The organism is Pseudoalteromonas sp. FUC4 (genome assembly GCF_008370255.1).
GTDB lineage: Bacteria > Pseudomonadota > Gammaproteobacteria > Enterobacterales > Alteromonadaceae > Pseudoalteromonas.
Map to the genome: position 1 here is coordinate 25,963 of NZ_SEUI01000002.1, position 19,698 is coordinate 45,660.

Consider the following 19,698-nt stretch of genomic DNA (forward strand, 5'->3'; position numbering starts at 1 on the left):
ATGTTTTCAGAATCTCCAATTAAACGCAGAAAATCCACCCGTATCAATGTAGGTAACGTCCCTATTGGTGACGGCGCCCCTATTGCTGTGCAATCAATGACCAACACCGACACCATGGATGTTGATGCAACCGTTGCACAAATTCAGGCAATACAAGATGCAGGTGCCGATATAGTGCGTGTATCAGTACCAACTATGGACGCAGCTGAAGCGTTTAAAAGTATAAAAGAGCAAGTAAGTATTCCGCTAGTAGCCGATATTCACTTTGACTATCGTATAGCCTTAAAAGTGGCAAAATACGGCGTAGATTGTTTGCGCATAAACCCAGGTAATATAGGTAGTGAAGAGCGTATCAGAGCTGTGGTCGATTCTGCTCGTGAGCATAATATTCCTATTCGTATTGGCGTAAATGGCGGCTCATTAGAGCGCGACTTACAAGAAAAATACGGCGAGCCTACACCTGAAGCCTTATTAGAATCAGCAATGCGCCATGTAGATATATTACGCCGCCTTGATTTTGACCAATTTAAAATATCGGTAAAAGCATCAGACGTATTTTTAGCTGTAGGCGCATATCGCTTACTCGCTAAAGAAATAGACCAACCACTGCATTTAGGTATTACTGAAGCGGGCGGCATGCGATCTGGCTCGGTTAAATCAGCCGTAGGTTTAGGTATGCTACTTGCCGAAGGTATTGGCGATACGCTACGTGTATCTCTTGCAGCTGACCCTGTTCAAGAAATTAAAGTAGGTTTTGATATTTTAAAATCGCTGCGCATACGTTCGCGCGGTATTAACTTTATTGCCTGCCCAAGCTGTTCTCGTCAAGAGTTTGATGTAGTAAGCACCATGAACCAGCTTGAAGAGCGCCTTGAAGATATTATTGAGCCTGTATCGGTTTCGGTAATAGGCTGTGTTGTAAACGGCCCAGGCGAAGCCCTTGTGAGCGATATAGGCCTTGCCGGTGCAAACCGTCGCTCAGGTTTATACATTAATGGCGAACGCCAAAAAGCACGTATAGATAACAACAACATTGTTGACCAACTTGAAGGCTACGTGCGCGACTTTATTGCTCAAAAAGAGCAGCAAACACCTATCGACGTTAAAATAGTCGAATAAATACCGCATAAAGCGCCAAACAGCGGTGTTTGGCGTTTACCTTTATAGCTAGAGGATACCCAAACGACCCCAAGATACAGAATTCAGCGTTTCACAGGCTCTTAATATCAAGGCGTTACTTTGCAAGAATGGCAACCCCTTTTAAAAAAGTAACAACGATGAGAGTAAGTGTCTGTGAACCGCCCAACGGGTTGGTTTAAAAGCGATTTATACTGCGTTATTGATTTTAACAATAGAACCACTATTACTTTCAATCAATGCCTTGCCTAAATCGCTTTTAATTCCAACTGAAACTCGCATCATGGGGTCATTTGGGTATATAATGACGGGTCAATTTTTAGCATTCTTGTTGTGTAAGCATTTTTTTATTACACATAAACAGTAATTAGGATTTATCAGTGGCAAAACAAATTCAGGCAGTTCGCGGTATGAACGATTGTCTGCCGGGCGACACGCAAGTTTGGCAGAAAGTAGAAAACATTTTACGCGAGACAGTAGCATCGTTCGGTTATCAAGAAATTCGTTTTCCTATTGTAGAATCAACCGACTTATTTAAACGCTCTATTGGTGAAGTTACCGATATAGTAGAAAAAGAAATGTACACCTTTGCCGATCGCAATGGCGACCTATTAACACTTCGCCCAGAAGGCACCGCAGTATGCGTACGTGCTGGCAACCAAAATGGCTTACTATATAACCAAGAACAACGCCTTTGGTACATGGGTCCAATGTTTCGTCACGAGCGTCCGCAAAAAGGTCGTTACCGTCAGTTTCACCAATTTGGTTTAGAAACATTTGGTATTGCCACAGCCGACATAGACGCAGAAGTTATTTTATTAACAGCGCAACTCTGGGAAGCCTTTGGTATTACAGAGCACGTTCGTCTAGAGCTAAATTCTTTAGGGTCTAACGAAGCGCGTGCAGATTACCGTGATGCGTTAGTAGCCTACCTTGAGCAACACATTGATGTGCTTGATGAAGACTCAAAACGTCGTATGTATTCAAACCCATTACGCGTACTTGATAGCAAAAACCCAGACGTACAAGCAATTTTAACTGATGCGCCTAAATTGTCTGAAAACTTAGACGCTGAATCAAAAGAACATTTTGAAAATTTATGTGAACGTTTAGACGCTGCTGGCGTCTCATATACGGTTAATGAAAAGTTAGTACGTGGTTTAGACTACTACAACCGTACCGTATTTGAATGGGTAACCGATAGCTTAGGCGCACAAGGCACTGTATGTGCTGGTGGTCGTTACGACGGCTTAGTTGAGCAACTTGGCGGCAGAGCAACGCCAGCAGTTGGTTTTGCAATGGGTCTAGAGCGCTTAGTGTTATTACTACAAGCGCTTGAGTGTGTAGGTGACATTCGTCGTAATGCTGATGTATATTTAGCAGCAATGGGCGACAAAGCAAGCATTCAAGCTCCTGCAATTGCAGCGCAACTACGTAAAGACGTACCAGGTTTACGCGTTATGGTGCATGCGGGCGGCGGCAACTTTAAAAAACAATTAAAACGTGCTGATAAAAGCGATGCACTTGTTGCAGTGATTATTGGTGAAGATGAATTAGAAAAAGGCGTTGTGACCATCAAGTATTTACGCGAGCGTAAAGAACAAGTCACATTAGAACTAGAACAAGCTAAAGCGCTATTAGCTGAGCTTATTAACGGCTAAGCGAACATTAGAGGTAAGAATGGATATTTATTCAACAGAAGAACAACAAGCAGAAGCCATTAAACGCTTTTTCCGTGAAAACGGCATTTCACTTGCACTAGGCATACTTGTTGGCCTTGGTGGCTTATATGGCTGGAAAACATATAACCAAAACCAAATTACTACCGCTGAAAAAGCATCAGATTCATATACAGCGCTTGTTGAAAGTGATGATGTATTATCTTCAGCTGATGCGTTTATTAGTGAAAATAAAGATACAAACTACGCAACACTTGCTGCATTTGTTGCTGCAAAAGACGCTGTAGAAGCAAAAAAATTAGACGTAGCAAGCGAAAAGCTTAGCTGGATAGTATCTAACACTGAAAATACAGAATTAAAAGCAATTGCGATTACACGTTTAGCGCGAATTCAAATTGCACAAACTAAATATGACGATGCATTAACTACATTAAATGCACCATTACCTGAAGCATTCAATGCAAACGTTGCCGAGCTTAAAGGCGACATTTACACACAGCAAGGTAATAAAGATCAAGCACGTACTGCATACCAAGCAGCAATAGATGCGGGTGGATTAACAAGTAACCCACTATTACAAATTAAGTTAGATGACCTAGCAGTAACTAGCCCAGCGGCATAAGGTTTTAGGTATGAAAAAATTTACAACAGCAGCCCTTGCCCTATGTATGGCAACACTGATGGGTTGTTCATCAAGTGATGATGAAGATGAACTAGTACTTCCTGAAATTGTAAACCAATTTGAAACTGACGTTGTTTGGCAAGAATCTGTAGGTGATGGCGTAGAGCATTATTTTTCTCGTTTAACACCAGCTGTTTACAAAGATACTGTATATGTTGCTAGTCGCGAAGGCCAAGTAGAAGCGCTTTCGCTTACTAACGGCGATACCAAGTGGGAAACCGATGTACGCCAAGATTTATCGTTTTGGCCATGGGCTGACAACGGTAATGCAAAATTATCAGGTGGTATTTTGCAAGCCTATGGTAAAATTTATATAGGTTCTGAACACGGCTTTATTATTGCTCTTGATCGCGAAACCGGTGAAGAAGTTTGGCGTAAGAATGTACCAGGCGAATCACTGTCTAAACCGACAGCAGGCGATGGCTTAATATTTGTAAATTTAGGCTCTGGTAAATTGTTAGCCCTTCACCCAGATACGGGCGAAGAGCGTTGGAGTTTTGAACAAGAAGTTCCACCACTAACATTACGCGGACAAAGCTCGCCAACTGTTGCTAACGGTGGTGTATTAGTAGGCCTTGAAACAGGCAAGCTAAGCGTTTTAATTTCAGACAGTGGTTACTCAGCATGGAGCGCAGAAATTGCGGTTGCTAAAGGCGCATCAGAATTTGAACGCCTAGTTGACGTAGACACTCAACCACTTATTAGCGGTCCATATGCTTACGCTATAGCTTACAACGGCAACTTAGCTGCTGTAGATATTCGCTCTGGCAACGTAGTGTGGAAACGTGAGTACAGCAGCTACCGCGAAATTGCGATGGATGCACAAACAATTTATTTAGTAGATAGCGATGGTGTTATTTACGCATTAGATAAAAATTCAGGTATTGAACGTTGGAGCCAACCCGCTCTACGTGGTTGGTACCTAACAGGCCCTGCAGTTGCAGGTAGCCACTTAGCTTTAGGCGACCAAGAAGGTAACCTACATTGGCTAAATAAAGAAACTGGCGAGCTAGTATCTCGAGAAGACTTTGACAGCTCAGGCTTTTTTGTTGAGCCAGTTGTTGCCGACGATAAGCTAATTTTATACACCCGTGATGGTGAAGTTAGTATGGTAAAAATACCAAACTAAGTTACTAATAGTCATATGGTTTTTTTAAGGCTTCGCACTGCGAAGCCTTTTGTTGTTTTTTAAAGAGGTAGTTTATGCTTCCCGTGATCGCTCTAGTTGGGCGACCCAATGTGGGCAAATCCACATTATTTAACCGTTTAACACGTACTCGTGATGCACTCGTAGCCGATTTCCCAGGTTTAACACGAGATAGAAAATATGGCCAAGCTAGTTACGATGGCTATGAATTTATCGTGGTAGACACGGGCGGTATTGATGGCTCAGAAGAAGGCATCGAAATCGAAATGGCAGATCAATCTCTGCTAGCCATTGAAGAAGCCGACATTGTTCTGTTTTTAGTAGATGCTCGTGTAGGTATGACCGTAGCTGATCAAGCCATTGCTAATCACTTGCGTAAACAAGAGAAAAAGTGCTTTGTTGTTGCCAATAAAACCGACGGCATTGATGCAGATTCAAACTGTGCTGAATTTTACCAATTATCATTAGGTGAAATACATCATATTGCAGCTGCACATGGCCGTGGTATTACCCTATTACTTGAACAAACACTTCAGCCGCTTATTGCTGAACTAGCTGCTCAAGATGAAGAAGTAACAGGTGATGACGAAGAACTAATCGACCTTTACGAAGAAGGCGAAGGTGATGATACCGATCATCAAGCGTTTGCAGACAAACCTGTAAAGCTTGCAATTATTGGTCGCCCAAACGTTGGTAAGTCAACACTTACAAACCGTATATTGGGTGAAGATCGTGTAATTGTATATGATATGCCAGGTACAACGCGCGATTCTATTTATATTCCAATGACGCGTAACGATAAAGAGTATGTGTTAATTGACACAGCCGGTGTTCGTAAGCGTAAAAAAGTAAGTGACGTAGTTGAAAAGTTCTCAGTAATTAAAACACTACAAGCAATCGAAGATTGTAACGTGGTTTTACTTGTTGTGGATGCGCGAGATGGTATTTCTGATCAAGACTTAAGCTTATTAGGTTTTGCGCTTAACTCAGGTCGTTCACTGGTTATTGCCGTTAATAAATGGGATGGCCTTGACGACTACGTTAAAGACCGTATTAAAACAGAGCTTGATCGCCGTTTAGGCTTTATTGACTTTGCACGCTTACACTTTATATCTGCACTTCACGGTACAGGTGTTGGTCATTTATTTGAATCAGTTGATGAAGCGTACGAGTCAGCAACTAAGCGTATTAGCACCGCAATGCTTCGCCGTATTATGGACATGGCACAGGCCGATCACCAGCCGCCACTTGTTCGTGGTCGTCGTGTTAAGCTTAAATATGCGCATGCTGGTGGTTATAACCCGCCACGTATTGTAATTCATGGTAACCAAGTTCACGATTTACCAGATAGCTACAAACGCTACTTGATGAACTACTACCGTAAAGCACTTAAAATTATGGGCACCCCAATCAAAATTGAATTTAGAGAAGGTGATAACCCATTTGCAGGGCGAACTAATAAAGTAACGCTTTCGCAAAAACGTAAAATACGTGCCTTTGCAAAAGAAAACCGTAATAAATAAATTCGTTAGAGTTAATTTACTACAAAAAAACGGCGTACTTTTTAGTACGCCGTTTTTGTTTTAATACGTTATTAAGAGTTACAAGCCAAGTAAAGCTAAGCGCACCAAGTTCTCAACCGTGGTTTCATGCGCACTTTTATTTTTATTAGTTGGCATAAACCTAGACGCAGGCGATTTAATAGTTATAAACCCATGATTGGTTGCCATTTCGTGGGCTAACAGCTTTCGCTCTCGGGGGGTTAAATGGTTTTCGTGTATTTTTGCCAGCTCGCCACTATCAAGCCATATTCCTGCACAACCTGGGCACTCGTCTATTTCAACCACTTTAAGCGGCGAAAAATACCGGCGCATCATTACTATACTTGTGCATTTAGGGCAATTTACTCGCGATGAGACATCCCCCTCACCTTCGGTATAATTACTCAAATACTTAAGTAAAACCTGACCATGCTTTAACTGTGGCGAGCTAAACTTAAAAATTTGGCTGTTATCAAAAATACGCCGCCTTGCGCTGACGTAAAAACAGTAATACCGCCAATTAATAACGGCTCAAGAGAGGTATTTGTGCGTGGGCATAACATTCTAAAATCCTTTTATTTTAATACTTAACTTACACTACTTTACTCAAGCGCTTTGTGAATAAGCCCAACAAGCGGCTCTGGCAATGTAATATTACCTGCAAGTACAAACTCATGCGCTTCATCTGACATTTTTTGCCATGTACGGCGAATAATCCCAATCCATTTTTCTTCATTGTAATCTGGCTTTGCATTAGCAAACCCAAGCATGTAATGCTCAATAAATACAAGGCTTGCTACGTCTTCTACTAATTGGCTGTCTGGATTACGTTTAATATTTTTTTTAGCGACTGCATCGTACACTCGGTTTTGCTCAACATCGCTGTACCCAGCTTGCTGCATAAGTGCAACAACACTACTTGCATGAAATATATAAAGTGCACTGCGCCACTGATGATAGCCCTGTTTATTCATTTCAAAGTCACTACGTGGCGACTTCCAACGCTGAATATGCTGTGCACGCACTGCAATTTTCATAAGCTCATCGGCATCGGGTTTAAATCGGCTAAGCATGTTGCTCATACGCTGTGAGTATAAATACTCTTTAGGAACACTCTCCCCATTAAGTTGCTCACTGTTAGGGTCTTGGTTGTTTGCTTCATCAATTAAGGCGATTACTTTATTAAACATGACGGTCATTTTTTATAATAAGTTTTAATCATTCTAAACGCTGGTAAAACAATAAACTAGTGTGTCACTCAGTTACGCAGTGAAATTTGTTCAATCAAAAAGTTATACTAAGAAGTACAGGTTATAAAAGTAAGCGCATTGATTAAATTAACTTGTTATTATCTTAGAAACAAAAATAACATATGTGCGTAAACTAATAAAAATCAACGCGCTAAAAATGAGAATAATATGTTTAAAAAAAGTATTTTAGCTATTTGCTTAGCTGTTACATCGCTACCAAGCCTTGCCGACAGTAACAGTGATTTAAAAACCATTATTGATAACCACTGGCAAAACGCCAAAGCTGAAAAAATATTTTTTCGTACCGACCCAGACGGCTGGAAGCCAAACGGTACATTGCCAAATTGGAGCGAGCAAGCCATTGCAAAGCGCCAAGCTTATAACAACAGCGTGCTAAAAAGCTTAGCCAGCATTGACCCAAAAACGCTCAACAACGAGCAGCTAATGAACTACCGCTTATTTAAATATGAGCGAGAAACCGAGCAGCAAAGCTACCTTTATCAAGATAAGTATTTTCCGGTTAATTTTTTAAGTGGCTGGCATACTTATTTTGCCGAAGCCCCCGCTAACATGGCATTTTTAACAACCGATGACTACAACGCATTTTTAATCAGCCTTGCCGACTACCCTCGCTTTAATCAGCAAAATATTGATTTAATGAAAAAAGGTATAAAAACAGGCTTTACTCATTACTGCAAAACTTTTGAAAATTATAGCCAAAGCATTAGCGCGCATATAGTTAAAAACCCCGAAAACAGCGCCCTTTACGAGCCCTTTACGCGTATACCTAATACCTTTAGTACAGTGCAAAAAGCAAGCTTAAAACAAAAAGCCCAAGCTATAATTGAAGAAAAAGTAATTCCTGCTTATCAGCACTTTTATGACTTTTTTAAAAATGACTATATGTCACATTGTAGAGCGCAGCCGGGCATTGCAAGCGTTAAAGGTGGGCTTGATTACTACAAATACACCGTTAATTACTACACCACAACCAATGCCACACCAAAGCAAATACACGAACTAGGCCTTAAAGAAGTCGCGCGTATTAAAGCGCAAATGCAAAATATTATTGATGAAGTAGGTTTTGATGGCACCTATAGTGAGTTTTTAGAATTTTTAGCAACCGATGAGCAATTTTACGCAAAAGATTCGCAAGACTTGCTAGAAAAAACCGCTTTTATCACGCAAAAAATGTATGGCAAACTCCCCACTTACTTTGGCCATTTACCGCGTAATACCTTTACTATTAAAGGTTCAGCAAGTCGTGGCGCGTTTTATATGCCACCGGCCGATAACCGCTCCCCAGGTACTTACTTTTTAGCCTCAACGCCTAAGCTACAGCCTTTGTATAACTTAGAAGCACTAAGCCTACACGAAGCAATACCAGGGCACCATTTACAAAACGCCATTGCAATGGAGTTAAATGTACCCGAATTTAGACGCACACTTAGCCACTCTGCTTTTGGCGAAGGCTGGGCACTTTACACCGAACGTTTAGGTAAAGAAGCCGGCTTTTATCAAAACCCTTACAGCGACTTTGGTCGTTTAGGCTATGAAATGTGGCGTGCAGTGCGCTTAGTGGTTGATACCGGTATTCATGCATTTGGTTGGAGCCGCCAAAAGGCAATAGACTACTTGGCAGATCACACCGCTTTGCCACAAAGCGCGGTGGAGGATCAAATAGATCGTTATATATCATGGCCAGGCCAAGCGCTTTCGTACAAAATGGGCGAAATAAAAATACGCGAACTGCGTGCAAAAGCCGAAAAAGAACTCGGGGCTAAGTTTGATATACGCAGCTTTCACGACACCGTAATCGGCCAAGGGTCACTCCCTATGGAAGTACTAGAAGACGTAATAAACGATTGGATAGCAGAGCAAAAATCAGCTATTTAAAAACAATACTTCAATAAGCTAAGAGGCGGTTTAATAATCGCCTCTTTTTAAAAGTCTATTAAACATCTCAAAACTAATCCCTACCCGCTTTTGCTTCGTAGAGTTAATGATTACAAAAACTTGAGCAAACCTATGAGCAAACGCATTTTATATTGGCTACAAAACGATTTACGAATAGACGACAACCCTATTTTAAGTGAACTTGCTACTGGGCAATGTACACTCGATATTGTATTTATAATAAATCCGCATTGGTTTAAAAATAATAACTACCAACAAAAACCCTATGGTGTGCATAAACAACAGTTTTTAATGCAAAGCTTATACGAGCTACAACAAATATTTATTGAGCGCGGGCAAACCCTGCATGTGCTTGAGGGCGAACCCGTATCGCTTTTAAAAGCGCGTATAAATGAGCAAAATATTGATGAAGTGGTATACAGTGAGCAATTTGGCCTGTACGAGCAACGCCAAATAAACTTACTTAAAGCACATTGTTCCAATACAAAATTTACAGGGGCGCAGCAAGATACGCTCTATAAACAAAGCGACCTCCCTTTTGATTTAAACGAATTACCTAAACACTTTACCCCGTTTCGTAAAAAGGTAGAGGCCGCTAATAACCCCATTACACCTTCTACTTTGCCAAACGGTTTGCTCCCCCAACCTATAACATTATGTGCGGCTAAACCAATTGAGCCTATTGATGACAACAACGCGATAATGCACGGCGGATTTAAAAGTGCGCAAGCTCATTTTGCGCAGTACTTTTCGGGCTTACTGCCAAGCACCTATAAAACAACTCGAAACGAGCTTGATGGCTTTAATAACACTACCAAATTTAGTACTTGGCTTGCCTTTGGCTGTTTAAGTGCAAAACAAGTGTATAAAGCCGTAGAAGATTACGAGCGAAGCAACACGGCAAACGAGTCTACCTACTGGATTAAATTTGAATTGCTGTGGCGAGAGTATTTTAAATGGCACGCACTTAAAGCAGGTAGCAGCCTGTTTAACTTTAAAGGGCAAAAACAGACTAAACCAATCACTACTTTTATACCAATACGTTTTGCAGCATGGTGTAACGGCACAACGCCTTACCCACTTGTAAATGCCATTATGGAAGAACTAAACACTACGGGTTACATTTCAAACCGAGCACGGCAAATTGCAGCAAGCTGTTTAGTAAACGAGCTTGGCCTTGATTGGCGATACGGCGCGGCTTATTTTGAACAGCAATTGATTGATTACGACGTAGCGGCTAATTGGGGTAACTGGCAATATATTGCTGGTGTAGGTGTAGATCCGCGTGGCGGTAGGCATTTTAATATTGAAAAGCAAACGACGCAGTTTGACCCAAATGGTACTTATACCAACAAGTGGCATGGGCACAGTAATAAAACACAGCAGCTCGATCACTTAAACGAAGTAGATTGGCCTATTTAAGCCAATTTACCTCCAGCAGGTTATATTTAAAACACTTGAGCAATGCCTACATTAATTGCAAAGCCACCCAAAGTTAAAAATAAAAATAAACAACCTGCTAATAACAGCGGTTTAATACCCGCTTGGCGAATTGCCCCAACATGTGTGCGTAAACCCAAAGCCACCATCGCAATGGTAAGTAATATATTATCAAACCAAACAACTGCGTTCGTAGTCACTTGAGGAATAATAGAGAGTGAATGCACACCACTTGCCACTATAAATAACACCGCAAACCAAGGAATCGTAATTCCCGATTTTTGCTCGCTGCTGTGCTTGCTGTTGTTTGTTTTTGCATGCTTTTTACTTTGCCAAAACGATAAACCCACTAAAAATGGCGCAAGCATCATCACTCTTAGCATTTTTTCTATTACTGCGGTGTCGGCCCCATTGGCACTTATCGCAGTACCCGCTGCAACCACTTGCGCTACTTCATGAATGGTTGAACCTACAAAAATACCGTATGCGTGCTCGCTCAACCCCATGTATTCAAACATTATTGGGTAGGCAAACATGCTTAACGTGCCAAACACCACCACCGTTGCCACAGCTACTGATACTTTGTGCGCTTGCGCTTTTATAACCGGCTCAGTCGCCATTACAGCTGCTGCGCCACAAATAGAGCTACCTGCGCCAATTAGTATGGTTGTTTGCTCATCAAGCTTAAATACTCGTTTGCCAAGCTGTATTGCTAATATAAACGTACCACTGAGCATAACAATATCGGTTAGTAAGCCATGCCAGCCAACGCCAGCTACCTGTGCAAAGGTAATTCTAAAACCAAATAAAATAATACCTGCTTTGAGTAAAATACTTTTAGCGTAATCAACACCTACATCGGTACGCGCAGCAATGCGCGAAAACATACTGTTACCCACAATAATGCCAAGCACAATACCAATAGTTAAAGAGCTAAATTGCGCACTTTGCATTATGGGTAACTTACTTAATGCAACAGATGCCCCCGCTAAAACAACCACCAGCAGCATACCTAACCACCAGCGTTTATCGCCGTATTGCTTAGTATTAATACCCAAAGGCTGAAACCCATTTTTAATAGCGCTAAGCATAATATTCTCTCAATTGAACAACGTTAAACTGTTGACTTCATTTTAAGAAAGCGCAAAATATAACTCCAATACATTAAAATCATGATTCGATAACTTAAGGTTATGTGATTTGAGAGGCACAATGAACTTACATGCACTTCGGGTGTTTTATACAGTGGCTAAATTGGGTAGCTTTTCAGGCGCAGCCGAGGCGCTTTTTATAAGCCAGCCGGCTGTATCTAAAGCGCTAAAAGAGCTAGAGCATCAGTTAAATATTCAACTTATAGAACGTGCATCTAAGGGTAAAAAGCTCACCTTAAGTGAAGGCGGCCAAGCCTTGTATGATCACGCCCGTAGTATTTTTGCCATTGAAAAAGCCGCCATTGACGATATTAAATCGCGTACAGGGCTTAAGCGCGGCACACTCGTTATTGGCACTAGTACAACCATTGCCAGTTATTGGCTACCGCCCTATTTAGCTAATTTTTGCGCGCAGTACCCGCATATAAAAGTAGAAGTACAAGTTGCCAATACCGCGCAAATTGAGCACGCATTGCTAGAGTGCACTATAGATTTAGCACTGGTTGAGGGCACACCTACAGAGCCACATATAATAAGTAAGCACTGGCAAAACGATTTAATGAGTGTTGTTATACCTAGTAACTTTAAGCCCACGAAAAACTTAAAAGCATGGTTAAACAATCAATTTTGGCTACTGCGCGAGCCAGGCTCTGGCACTTTAGAAATGTCGATAAAGTTATTAGCAGAGCATGGCGTACAAGCAGAGCAAAATATGCAATTGGGCAGCAACGAAGCCATAGCAAGATCAGTAGCACAAGGAATGGGCGTTGCTTTATTGCCAAATGTAGTCACTGATGATTTAGTGCAGCTAGGTAAATTAACACGCCTGAGCCAAAAAAATAACGAGCAACTCTCTCGGCCACTGTATCAACTGCATTATAAAGACAGACCGTCTTCACACGCCGCACAAGCATTCGAAAAAAGTTTATTTAGTGAGTAGTGCTCGCAATCTGTTAGTAGTGAGGCACCAGTAGAAAATTTACATAAAGTTTAATCCTTGAAGTCAAAATTTGAGCCCTTTAGTCTTTCTAATGCCTATTAGCTAAGTTAAAACTCACTTGTGTTACGTGATACACCTTTCATGCTTCACTATTAAATTAAAATAATTTTTAAACATGTGTTCAGAACTGGTATCCCTTAAATCCACATCAAAATAGTAGCCGTCTTCTAAAACTTTCAAACTCTCTAAATCATTGCAAATGCGCTCAAGAATCAAATATTTATATTTTGGCGTTATATTTTTTATTTCATCCAGAGTGAGCCCTTCGGCATCAAAATTCACAACAACTCTTAAACTGGTACCTGAATAACCATGCCTTACAAAACTAATTCTGCTATCAATTGATGAAAAAAAGGTACTGAAGTAATTTTTATCTTCCTCGTATTCCCATTAAGAAGCATCCCCCCAGATTAAGACAAAAATAGCACCAAAAACAGCTGTAGCTACATATAATTTGTTGGCATTTATCATAAACCACAATTGAACTTTTTCAGTTCGCATTAATTTCATAAGTCACATAACTTTTAAGTAAAAGACTAATAATCAAAACCAAAGTCTTGCTCATTCACATGCGTGGCTAATATAACTAGGGTTAAGAAAAATATCTTGATGCTACACCAATGCCTATAAGTAAAATAATTAATAAAACCCAATACCTTTTTGAACCATCTAAATTTTCACCGCAAACTGGGCAAGATGATGATGCGATTGGAGTCCCGTTAATATTTGTCGTTTTAACAACTGGGGAGGTAATTCCTGATTTACACTTTTTGCACTTCATAAATATCCATATTAATTATAAAAATCGCGAGTTGATGCTCACATAACGCTTAACTAATTGATGTAAAATGACAGGCTGTTATTAGCAACAAATCACAGAAAACCAAACTTTATACATCCTTTTAATTGAATTGCCATAACATGAGAATAGACCTTACAAACCCTGTGTTAAATCTTGCGCTAACGTACCCGTTGGCTTTTCAACTACCCGTAATAACTCTTTTCCATCATCTTTTACTATAAACGTAGGTGTGTATTGTAAGTCATGAGCCTGTGCAATGCCGGCATCATCGCGCTTGTTGTAACCTACGGCCACGTAGTCAATACTGGCAAGTGTAACTTTAGATTCATCAAGCAGCTTAACTAAACGCGGTACTTCGCGTTCACTGTCGTGACACCATGTACCAAATAATACAATTAGCTCCTTGCCTTCTAGCTTTTGCATTAGGGCTATATCTTGCTCGGTTGGTGTAAACGCTTTGTATTGTTCGTTAAATTTATCGTAGTCGCTTAACAGTGCCTGCGTACTTATCTCGCCAGAAAATGGCGCCGTAGCAGCGCAGCTTACAAGCGGCATACTTAAAGCGCACAGTAAAATTAATTGTTTAAACATAAGGTTGCTCTTAATTTAGGTATCAAACGACTATACCCAATATTGAGTGTGGAGTGAACAGCTCTCAGGCGTTACTTTTTATCCATAAAAAAGTTTACTTGCGATAAGTTAGTTAAATATTCTCGCCTTACGTCTTTATTCTCAGCTAGCTTATCTAAATCACCAATTAAGGTAACTAGTTTATTATGAGAATGGCTGCTTGTTTTTTCAAACTCGTCTTGCTTTTCGTCACTCTCAACACGCTCTTTTTTATTCATGTTGTAGCTGTTTTCGTTTTCTTCAAGCCAAATATCGTCAATTAAGCGAATGTCACTTTTGCTAATCGTTTGTTCTTGCATCGCCATTTGCAGCTCGTATTGATTAGTTTGTGGATTAAACTCAAACATTTTTGTATCAACATCAACTTCGTGAGATTGGTCAAGCCCCACAAGTTCTTTATTTTTAACTGCGGTACCTACGTTATAACTCTCTTCTTTGTCGTAGTAGTCGGGGCGACTGTATTGATAATCAAAGTGACTACTTACGTTTTTACTTTGTGTTAAACCGCTAAGATCCCCTAATTGGGTTTGTTCAGTCGCTTGGCTTAGCTCAATAGTGTTTTTAGGTTGATAGTCGCCGTTATCCAGCGCATATGAAAACGTAGCATCAAAATCAGCGAGCTTAGAAATACCCGATCCTAATGTATTTGGCGCTTTATTACCAAGCCCTTGGTAACGGGCATCGTTTGTAATCATATTATCAACTAAATCGGCAACCATGGCGCGCCCGTCATTAAAGTGCTGATCTGCAAGTGACTCTAAATTGCTATAACGCTCAGCCGCCGACGACATACTCGCAAAAGCACTTTTAAACAATGCAAAGCCTTGCTGCATTGCCTCATCGCCTTTGCGCCCAAATGCCGACTCTTTATCGTCTTTGGTGCTGTTTACTCGACTATCTTCTAGGCTTTGATCAAGCGACGCTAAATACTGCTGCATTTGCTGCGTGTCTTTAGCGCCAATGGTTGACATATCGAGTGCAAAATCAATGTCGTTTTGCCCACCTACTGCTTTAAACACAAGTGCTTGCTGATTTGATGCTTCATCAATGGAATAACTTAAATCAAGCGTATTCTGGGCAGTATCAAGCGCATCATTTTGCGTTGTTGAAAACGATACATTAAAACCGGCTAACTGCTCACTATTAAAGCCCGCTAAAAAATCTAAGCTCATGTCTGTTTGGTTTGGAACTATAATAGGATTAAATGAATTCTCACTCACTTTAAAAAACTCATCAGCCATTTCGCCAACACCCGCCATAACCTTCGTTAAAGCGCCATGTTCAGCCTCAGATAAATTGCCATTAACTTCGTAACTTATGCCAAAGCTATCTATCGCTTCACCGGTTTCTTCGTCATAACCTTGTGACGAATTAAAAGTGATATTTATAACATCACCTTCTTTAGTTTTTACCGAGAGCTCAAACAGGTAGTTATCGTCATCCTCGTATTTTGCGCGATTAAGGCTTTCCATGTACGGATTAAGCGTGCGCTCAACACGTTGCTGGCTTGAAGCTAAAAACGTTTTTTGCTCATGCCCAAGCTGCCCTAAGCTTAATAAAATATCGCTGGTATTAGCATAAGCACCCTGAATATTTTTAACTGATGTATTTAATCGCTCGATTAATTGGGTACTGTTTTCGTTTTTTAATAACCCCTCATGCTGAGAGCTTATTACGGTGCGCAGAGCGAGTTCTTCATTGGAGGGTTTATAGTTATTAAGGCTTGGTGTGCTCGATATTGTAAATAGTGAGGTTAATTGCTGCTGTAAAACATCCTCAACTTTTTGATTACTGGCTAGTGCTTCGTCAATAGTTTCGTTATTTAACTGACTAAGCAGCTCGTCGGTTATTTTAGGCGCGTTAATGTGTAAATCATTAATAGCTTGAAGGTCGCTGCTGGTTAGTAGCGAAGGACTCACAGAGCTTTGGTTAGTATTATTAACTGATTGAGCAAGCAAAGCGCTTAAATTAGCCTGACTGCCAAATATATTATTAACCATGATTATCCTTAATCGCTAAACCCTATTAAGTAATTTATCGGGCGCTTAGTTAAAAGCTTTAGCCTAAAGGCGCATTTTTTACCTATTATTTATACAAATAATTTATTAATAAGTTAAACAAACATAAATATAAATATATATCTGGTAAAAATAAATTGGATAAGCGTAGGTCGGATAAGCGCAGCGCCATCCGACACTCAATTAATCTACCCACCTTACTCTTAAGGGCTATTTTGTTTGCTTATTACCTTCACCTGTTTCTTTTATTCTTTGTACTAAAAAATCGACCGCCGCTTTTACCTTTGGCACTAAATAGCGCTGCTTTTGGTATAATAGATAAACGGCCATATTGGTGTTTTGCGTTATTGCCACCTCATGCTCAAACTTAAGCTCTTGCAACTGACCAGACTCAAGGTATGAGTCGAGCGCCCATCGAGTTGACATTAAAATGCCCTCACCATTACACGCTTTTTTAGCCAGCCACGATCCGTTATTTGAAATAGCGACCGCAGGCCCAGAAACATCGTGCCATTGATCATCCACTTTACATAACCATGGTGTAGGCCCCGAGGGTGTTTTAAAATATAGGCCACGGTGCTGCAGTAATTCCATAGCACTTTTAGGCGTCCCGTATTTTTGCAAATAACCAGGCGATGCAACAGGTATAAAGCTATTATCCATAAGCTTAATTGCTAACACGCGCTCGTTAGGTGCATACCCTCCACGAATGGCTATATCAACGTCGTCACGCCCAAGGGTAGAAAGCTCATCGCTTAGGCTTACATCCAGTATAATTTCGGGATACAAAACACTAAATTCATCAAGTAGCGGCATTAAAATTTTGTCGCCAAAGCCAACCATACAACTAATTGATAATCGCCCCATGGGTGTAGTTTGATAACTGCGCACTGTTTCTTGGCTCTGCGCCAGTTGCCCCAAAATTTGCTGCATATCGTTGTAATAAATATGCCCAACTTCAGTAAGCTTAACAATGCGGGTTGAGCGTTTTAAAAGCGTAGCGCCTAAGCTTTTTTCTAAATCGGCTACTCGGCGCGACAACGACGAAGGCGGCACACCAAACGCTTTTGCAGCTTTAGTAAAACTGCCTGTTTCGACTACTTTTATAAAATACCGTATAGCTTTTAGTTGATCCATGCTGCCTCTGCGTTAAGTAAGCTTTATTATTGCCTAAAAGGCAAAAGTGATTCGCATTTTCCCTTATATATAAGCAAATTAAAACAAGTAATAATAACCTTAACTTATCTACACGCTTTAATTTATTTAACGCCAATAGTTAAAGCTTAAAACCAAAGGCTACATTATGATTACTTTGCACGGCTTCGCAGCTAGTAACTATTACAACTTGGTTAAGCATGTACTTTTACACAAAGAGCTGCCATTTAATGAGCACCTTATATACAACAACGACGAGCAGTTTTTAGCTATAAACCCTATGGGAAAAGTACCGGCTATTACCACCGCTGATGGGCTAAATATTGCAGAGTCGAGCGTTATTTGCGACTACCTTGAAGAAACTTACCCAAGCAACACGCTATACCCTGAAGATTCAGCCGAGCGTGCTTTTGTTCGCCAAATTATGAAAATAAGTGAGCTTTACTTTGAATTGCCAAGCAGACGCTTAATTCCGTATGTATTTACAGGCTCCCCTGCACCTGAACACGTAAAAGACGACATTCGCAAGCTATTAACGCGCGGTGTAAACGCCCTTTGTGAATTAACGCATTTTTCGCCGTGGATAGCAGGCGAACAATTTAGCATGGCAGATATTTACGTTTACTACGTAAATACAGTGGTTAACGCATTCACGCCAAAAGAGCTTAATTGGGATGTACTGGCCGAAATCCCAGGTATGAAAGAATGGCAAGTAAAAATGAGTCAATCGACTATTGCACAGCAAATAGAGGCAGATCGCCAAGCAAATATGCCTGAGTTTATGCAAAAGGTAACAGCACAAATACAGGCAGCTCAAAGCAAATAATTACGCTATACGCTACCCATTCTCAATTTATAGGAACAGTATTATGACAGATAAAAATATCCAACTTACTTCAACTATCAGCGAAGACAATAAACTCACACTTGCCTTAAAAAACATCGAGATGCCAAAGCCAAATGCCGATGAAGTAGTTATTCGTATTGAAGCTGCACCATTAAATCCATCAGACTTAGGCGTTTTATTCAGCGCAGCTGATATGTCTACTGCAAAACAATCGGGTACTGATGAAAACCCAGTAATTACTGCTGATGTTCCAGCTCAATTTATGCCATCACTTAAAACACGTGTTGGTAAAGCAACACAAGTAGGTAATGAAGGTGCAGGCACCGTAGTAGCAGCAGGCTCATCACAAGCCGCACAAGCATTAATGGGTAAAACCGTTGCAGTAATTGGCGGCGGTACGTATCGTCAATTTATATGTGCCAATGTACAAAGTTGCTTAGAGCTAAAAGAAGGGACTACCGCCAAAGAAGGTGCATCATCTTTTGTTAACCCACTTACCGCACTAGCAATGGTAGAAACCATGCGCGCTGAAGGTCATAAAGCTATTATTCACGCGGCTGCAGCTTCTAACCTTGGCCAAATGCTAAACCGTATTTGTATTGCTGATGGCGTTGATTTAATTAATATTGTTCGTAAACCAGAACAAGAAAAATTACTGCGCGATATGGGTGCAAAATATATTGTTAACTCAAGCAGCGACACTTTTCTTGCTGACCTAACAGCTGCAATAATCGAAACCGGTGCAACTATAGCGTTCGACCCAATAGGTGGCGGCCAACTAACAAGTGACATTCTTAACTGTATGGAAGTTGCAGCTGCGCGCGATATGAAAGAGCACACAATTTATGGCTCTGATACATTCAAACAAGTGTACATTTATGGCGCACTAGACCGCGGGCCTATTACACTTAATCGTAACTTTGGCTTTGCTTGGGCTGTAAGCGGGTTCTTGTTATTTAATGCTTTAGGTAAATTAGGCACAGATACAGTAATGAAAATGCGCAAACGCGTTGCTGATGAAATCACCACTACATTTGCGAGCAACTACACGCACGAAGTGTCATTAGCTAAGGTATTACACTTACAGTCAATTGCCGCTTATTCTAAACAAGCAACAGGCGAAAAGTACTTAATTAAACCTCAAACTTAATTAAATGGGCTTAAGTAAGTATTAAAGACCGCAGCATTTAACGCAGTGGTTTTAAAATTAAAAAGCAGATGCTAATTAGGTATCTGCTTTTTTGTCATAATAAAAAGACTACTTTGTAACTACTTAAAGTCCAAGATTTAAGATAACGTCTA

The 19,698-nt window shown here is 40.6% G+C and carries 16 protein-coding genes and 1 pseudogene; 10 read left to right on the plus strand and 7 right to left on the minus strand.

Features of this window, described 5'->3' with window-relative positions:
• The 5 genes from ispG (at nt 1) to der (ending at nt 6,168) form a co-directional block, all read left to right on the plus strand.
• A complete protein-coding gene (gene ispG / locus EU510_RS06115) occupies nt 1-1,119 on the plus strand; it encodes a flavodoxin-dependent (E)-4-hydroxy-3-methylbut-2-enyl-diphosphate synthase (protein ID WP_058550522.1) in 1,119 nt (372 codons plus the stop codon).
• Nucleotides 1,120-1,517: 398 nt separating this feature from the next.
• Nucleotides 1,518-2,798, plus strand: a complete 1,281-nt coding sequence (gene hisS / locus EU510_RS06125; protein WP_149592715.1) for a histidine--tRNA ligase — start codon at nt 1,518-1,520, stop codon at nt 2,796-2,798.
• A 19-nt stretch (nt 2,799-2,817) separates the two neighbouring features.
• Entirely contained in the window at nt 2,818-3,438 is a 621-nt protein-coding gene (locus EU510_RS06130) for a YfgM family protein (RefSeq protein WP_149592716.1), read from the plus strand.
• Nucleotides 3,439-3,448: 10 nt separating this feature from the next.
• A complete protein-coding gene (bamB, locus tag EU510_RS06135; protein ID WP_002961301.1) occupies nt 3,449-4,627 on the plus strand; it encodes an outer membrane protein assembly factor BamB in 1,179 nt (392 codons plus the stop codon).
• Between the two features lie 74 nt (nt 4,628-4,701).
• Entirely contained in the window at nt 4,702-6,168 is a 1,467-nt protein-coding gene (gene der, locus EU510_RS06140) for a ribosome biogenesis GTPase Der (protein WP_024597862.1), read from the plus strand.
• A gap of 78 nt (nt 6,169-6,246) precedes the next feature.
• Here der and EU510_RS06145 read toward each other — a convergent pair.
• Nucleotides 6,247-6,749, minus strand: a pseudogene (locus EU510_RS06145) (zf-TFIIB domain-containing protein).
• Nucleotides 6,750-6,788: 39 nt separating this feature from the next.
• A complete protein-coding gene (locus tag EU510_RS06150; RefSeq protein ID WP_149592717.1) occupies nt 6,789-7,376 on the minus strand; it encodes a DUF4202 domain-containing protein in 588 nt (195 codons plus the stop codon).
• A 228-nt stretch (nt 7,377-7,604) separates the two neighbouring features.
• Here EU510_RS06150 and EU510_RS06155 point away from each other — a divergent pair, with 228 nt between their 5' ends.
• On the plus strand, nt 7,605-9,332 hold the full coding sequence (locus EU510_RS06155) for a DUF885 domain-containing protein (protein ID WP_149592718.1): 1,728 nt from the start codon (nt 7,605-7,607) through the stop codon (nt 9,330-9,332).
• A gap of 132 nt (nt 9,333-9,464) precedes the next feature.
• A complete protein-coding gene (locus EU510_RS06160; RefSeq protein ID WP_149592719.1) occupies nt 9,465-10,775 on the plus strand; it encodes a DASH family cryptochrome in 1,311 nt (436 codons plus the stop codon).
• A 26-nt stretch (nt 10,776-10,801) separates the two neighbouring features.
• Here the strand turns inward: EU510_RS06160 and EU510_RS06165 are convergent, their stop codons facing one another.
• Nucleotides 10,802-11,884 (minus strand): YeiH family protein, encoded by a 1,083-nt coding sequence (locus tag EU510_RS06165; protein WP_149592720.1) that lies wholly within the window; start codon nt 11,882-11,884, stop codon nt 10,802-10,804.
• A 121-nt stretch (nt 11,885-12,005) separates the two neighbouring features.
• Here EU510_RS06165 and EU510_RS06170 point away from each other — a divergent pair, with 121 nt between their 5' ends.
• Nucleotides 12,006-12,884: a LysR family transcriptional regulator gene (locus EU510_RS06170; protein ID WP_149592721.1), complete on the plus strand. Its 879-nt coding sequence runs from the start codon at nt 12,006-12,008 to the stop codon at nt 12,882-12,884.
• Between the two features lie 123 nt (nt 12,885-13,007).
• Here the strand turns inward: EU510_RS06170 and EU510_RS20045 are convergent, their stop codons facing one another.
• From EU510_RS20045 to EU510_RS06195, 4 genes are all read right to left on the minus strand, one after another.
• Nucleotides 13,008-13,226 (minus strand): hypothetical protein, encoded by a 219-nt coding sequence (locus EU510_RS20045; protein WP_262501200.1) that lies wholly within the window; start codon nt 13,224-13,226, stop codon nt 13,008-13,010.
• A 652-nt stretch (nt 13,227-13,878) separates the two neighbouring features.
• Nucleotides 13,879-14,337, minus strand: a complete 459-nt coding sequence (locus EU510_RS06185) for a thioredoxin family protein (protein ID WP_149592722.1) — start codon at nt 14,335-14,337, stop codon at nt 13,879-13,881.
• A 71-nt stretch (nt 14,338-14,408) separates the two neighbouring features.
• A complete protein-coding gene (locus EU510_RS06190) occupies nt 14,409-16,376 on the minus strand; it encodes a hypothetical protein (RefSeq protein WP_149592723.1) in 1,968 nt (655 codons plus the stop codon).
• Between the two features lie 228 nt (nt 16,377-16,604).
• Entirely contained in the window at nt 16,605-17,531 is a 927-nt protein-coding gene (locus EU510_RS06195) for a LysR family transcriptional regulator (RefSeq protein ID WP_149592724.1), read from the minus strand.
• Nucleotides 17,532-17,697: 166 nt separating this feature from the next.
• Between EU510_RS06195 and EU510_RS06200 the strand changes: the two genes are divergently transcribed.
• Nucleotides 17,698-18,375 (plus strand): glutathione S-transferase family protein, encoded by a 678-nt coding sequence (locus EU510_RS06200; protein ID WP_149592725.1) that lies wholly within the window; start codon nt 17,698-17,700, stop codon nt 18,373-18,375.
• A gap of 43 nt (nt 18,376-18,418) precedes the next feature.
• On the plus strand, nt 18,419-19,546 hold the full coding sequence (locus EU510_RS06205; RefSeq protein WP_149592726.1) for a zinc-binding dehydrogenase: 1,128 nt from the start codon (nt 18,419-18,421) through the stop codon (nt 19,544-19,546).
• Nucleotides 19,547-19,698 lie beyond the last annotated feature (152 nt).

Coding starts and splice junctions, on each gene's coding strand:
- EU510_RS06160 (WP_149592719.1), top strand. CDS start 9,465: ATGAGCAAACGCATTTTATATTGGCTACAAAACGATTTACGAATAGAC.
- EU510_RS06200 (WP_149592725.1), top strand. CDS start 17,698: ATGATTACTTTGCACGGCTTCGCAGCTAGTAACTATTACAACTTGGTT.
- EU510_RS06195 (WP_149592724.1), bottom strand. CDS start 17,531: ATGGATCAACTAAAAGCTATACGGTATTTTATAAAAGTAGTCGAAACA.
- EU510_RS06170 (WP_149592721.1), top strand. CDS start 12,006: ATGAACTTACATGCACTTCGGGTGTTTTATACAGTGGCTAAATTGGGT.
- EU510_RS06190 (WP_149592723.1), bottom strand. CDS start 16,376: ATGGTTAATAATATATTTGGCAGTCAGGCTAATTTAAGCGCTTTGCTT.
- der (WP_024597862.1), top strand. CDS start 4,702: ATGCTTCCCGTGATCGCTCTAGTTGGGCGACCCAATGTGGGCAAATCC.
- EU510_RS06130 (WP_149592716.1), top strand. CDS start 2,818: ATGGATATTTATTCAACAGAAGAACAACAAGCAGAAGCCATTAAACGC.
- EU510_RS06205 (WP_149592726.1), top strand. CDS start 18,419: ATGACAGATAAAAATATCCAACTTACTTCAACTATCAGCGAAGACAAT.
- EU510_RS06185 (WP_149592722.1), bottom strand. CDS start 14,337: ATGTTTAAACAATTAATTTTACTGTGCGCTTTAAGTATGCCGCTTGTA.
- ispG (WP_058550522.1), top strand. CDS start 1: ATGTTTTCAGAATCTCCAATTAAACGCAGAAAATCCACCCGTATCAAT.
- EU510_RS06165 (WP_149592720.1), bottom strand. CDS start 11,884: ATGCTTAGCGCTATTAAAAATGGGTTTCAGCCTTTGGGTATTAATACT.
- EU510_RS06150 (WP_149592717.1), bottom strand. CDS start 7,376: ATGTTTAATAAAGTAATCGCCTTAATTGATGAAGCAAACAACCAAGAC.
- EU510_RS06155 (WP_149592718.1), top strand. CDS start 7,605: ATGTTTAAAAAAAGTATTTTAGCTATTTGCTTAGCTGTTACATCGCTA.
- bamB (WP_002961301.1), top strand. CDS start 3,449: ATGAAAAAATTTACAACAGCAGCCCTTGCCCTATGTATGGCAACACTG.